Source organism: Sphingopyxis flava (genome assembly GCF_900168005.1).
GTDB lineage: Bacteria > Pseudomonadota > Alphaproteobacteria > Sphingomonadales > Sphingomonadaceae > Sphingopyxis > Sphingopyxis flava.
Map to the genome: position 1 here is coordinate 1 of NZ_FUYP01000081.1, position 3,121 is coordinate 3,121.

The 3,121-nt window shown below is 59.7% G+C and carries 2 protein-coding genes; both read left to right on the plus strand.

Annotation, left to right across the window (positions count from 1 at the left end; translation table 11 throughout):
• The first annotated feature begins 225 nt into the window (after positions 1 to 225).
• Complete coding sequence (locus B5X69_RS20445) at positions 226 to 2,583, plus strand: TonB-dependent receptor (RefSeq protein WP_079640304.1); 2,358 nt, start codon at positions 226 to 228, stop codon at positions 2,581 to 2,583.
• An 89-nt stretch (positions 2,584 to 2,672) separates the two neighbouring features.
• A complete protein-coding gene (locus B5X69_RS20450) occupies positions 2,673 to 3,044 on the plus strand; it encodes an MFS transporter (protein ID WP_079640305.1) in 372 nt (123 codons plus the stop codon).
• Positions 3,045 to 3,121: the final 77 nt, after the last annotated feature.

The following is a 3,121-nucleotide window of genomic DNA, read 5'->3' on the forward strand; positions in this document are numbered from 1 at the left end:
AAGAAATCCGCCATTCACCATGCCTCCTCGCTGAAAGCAGGTGAATCACATCAAAGCCTCGCTGTGAATCCCGTTTATGGGTCCGGACCCTAATTCATAACGCAGGCAGGCTCAACATGAGGATTGTTGATACTTAAAAAGCGTAAGTGAGATTAACCCTTGCTTGCCGGCATAGTTATAGATACCTTACCGTCTATAAAAGGGTGCCTGGGAAGAGGACGGAAAATGAGAGAAGTATTCAAAGCAGTATTGCTTGGCGGTATCGCCATGCCCGCCTCGGTCGTGGCGCAGACCGCTCCGCCGGTCGCGCGCGACGTTTCCGAACCGACGTTCGGCGCAATCATCGTAACCGCCCAGAAGCGGGCCGAGAATCTGCAGGACGTGCCGATCGCCATTACCGCGATTACCGCGCAGGAGCTCGAAACCAAGGGCATCAACACGCTCACCGACTTCGTCACCTCGCCGCCGCCCGGTGTTCAGGTGCAACCTTTCGGCGGCGCCGGGCAGGCCTTGACGATCGACATGCGCGGCATCTCAAACGTCGATCCCACGCAGGGCACGGCCGAGCTCGGCGTCGCGATCTATCTCGACGACGTGTATCTAGGTCGTGCACAGGGTCTCGGCACCGAAATAGCCGATCCGGAGCGTATCGAGGTCTTGCGCGGTCCGCAGGGCACCTTGTTCGGCCGTAATGCGGAGGGCGGTGCGATCCGCATCGTTTCGAGCAAGCCGACGGGTGAATTTGGAGGTCGCGTCAAGGCGGGGCTCGGAAACTTCGGCGATCGCCGGTACGAAGCGCATGTCAACCTGCCGGAGCTGGCCGGGTTCGCGATTAAAGTCGATTATCTGAAGGCCAAGCATAACGGCTACACCAAGAACGGACCGCCGCTCCCCGGCCTCGCCCGCCAGGACGATTTTGCTGCGGTCGATAACGAAGGCGGGCGCGTCTCGGTTCGTTGGCGCCCAATCGATGGCGCGATCATCGACTATGCCTACGACCACGCAACCGCTTCGAGCACGGCGGACTGGCGGGTCCTGGTGAACCCGGATGATCCGTCGCCTTCCTACGTCGTGCCTTCGACCTTCTTGAACGGAGCGCGTCCGACAGAGAGCTATCGACGGCGGACCGATCGTGCCTATTCGACGATCTTTGTCGAACCGCTCGTTTCTCGCACCCGTGGACATACATTGACCGCGCAGTACGATCTTGCCGACAGTCTTACCGTCAAATCGATTTCGGCCTGGCGTAAGCTGCACAGTGCCGGAACGATCTCCCTTGGAGGGTCGGCCAGCCTGATCCCGTTCAATGTGCTGGCCGGTCAACTCAAGCCCGATCCGCGCTTCGGCACACTTGGCACCATTGGCCCCGACACGCGGATCACCGCGCTCACTGGCGTCGGGGCCTTCAATATCATTGAGCAGCGGCAGTTCAGTCAGGAACTGCAACTCCTCGGTGACACCGACGGACTCAAATGGGTTATCGGCGGATACTTCTTCCGCGAAAAGGTTCGCGACGTTCGTGAAACGTTCTATAATGGCGTTTTTGCCGACAGCGGCGCAGATGGTGTATACACTGATTTCATTGCCACCAATCCCTACAGTCTGCCATTCCCTGGGCAAGGGCCGAACGACCAGACTTCCAAATCGCGATCCTATGCCGCCTTTGCGCAAGCAACATGGACGCCAGCCTTTGCAGGGGACAAGCTGCACATTACTCCGGGCGTACGATACACGAACGACACCAAGTCAGCGGTTCGCACGATTGCCGCTGGCCAGCCGATCACCCCGCTCGTCAGCGACTTCAAAGAGGAGCGCATCGATCCTGCGCTGACCGTCGCCTACGAAATTACCCCTGACATCAACGCCTATGTCCGCTATGCGCAAGCCTATCGCGCTGGCGGTACCAGCGTTCGGGACCCCGCGTTTCGCCCGTTCGGTTCGGAAGTCAATCGCACCTACGAAATTGGCCTTAAGTCCGCCCTGTTTGACCGGCGCGCCATCCTGAACATCGCGGCATTCCGCAACACCGTCACCGATCGGCAGCTCTCGGTCATCCTCGATCCGGCGACACCTTCCTTGACCACCACCATCAACGCGCCTGGCAAATCCATCGTCAAGGGGCTGGAGGCCGAATTGTCGGTCAATCCCGCTCGCGGCGTGACCCTGGTCGCCACCTATTCCTATCTTGAGGGCCGCCTACCCGACATCCTGCGGACGATCGACCCGGGCGCAGCATTCTATATAAACAACCTGCCCAAGCATTCGGGAACTCTAGCGGCAGACTATCTATCGCCGGACCTTGGCGGACCGCGCTTTGCCGCCCATGCCGACTGGACTTGGTCGAGTTCGTTCGATGCCGTCAGCCGCATCGCGAACAACGCCTATGGCGAGCCGATGAAGCGCGACTTCGCCAATGTTCGTATCGCCATGCAGGACATACCCTTGGGTTCGACCAAACTGACCATTGCTGGATGGATGAAGAACGTCTTCGACGTGATCTATCCGGTCTATTCGTCGCCAAATTCCAGCGCCGCTCTATCCCCGCCAAGAACCTACGGGATCGAGGCTACGGTCCGGTTTTGACGATGCACGGTCCCGCATCCGTCGTCGCTCCGCCAGCGTCGGAAGAGTGGCGTCGCAATTGGCGCGCCCTCGTTGCCTGTTCCATCGGGATGGCGAGCGGCTATTCTCTGACTCACTGGACAGGCAGCCTGTTCATCCGACCGTGGGAAGAGGAATTCGGATGGTCGCGTGGCGAAATCGCCTTCGCGCACAACGGTGCAATCGCGGCAGCGCTGATCTCGCCATTCGCCGGCGCGTTCCTCGATCGCGCGGGTGTGCGGCGGCCGGTGATTATCGCTTTTGCGGTGATGGGACTGGCTTATCTGGCCATGACACAGCAGAGCGGTGGGCTGTCCCAGCTCTACGCGACCTACCTCGTCATCCAGGTCGCGGGGATCTTCACCACCGGCCTGGTGTTCACGCGCGTGGTGGCAACCCGCTTCTCCGCATCGCGCGGGTTGGCCCTAGTCATCTGGAACTGAAGTAAGCATCATTGTATATGCTCTCATCGGACATTTGGGAGCGTTTCATGATGGCGGGTAGACAGGCGGATTTGGTC

Excerpts from the sequence above, each read along its gene's own strand:
- B5X69_RS20445 (WP_079640304.1), top strand. The coding sequence starts at position 226 with ATGAGAGAAGTATTCAAAGCAGTATTGCTTGGCGGTATCGCCATGCCC.
- B5X69_RS20450 (WP_079640305.1), top strand. The coding sequence starts at position 2,673 with ATGGCGAGCGGCTATTCTCTGACTCACTGGACAGGCAGCCTGTTCATC.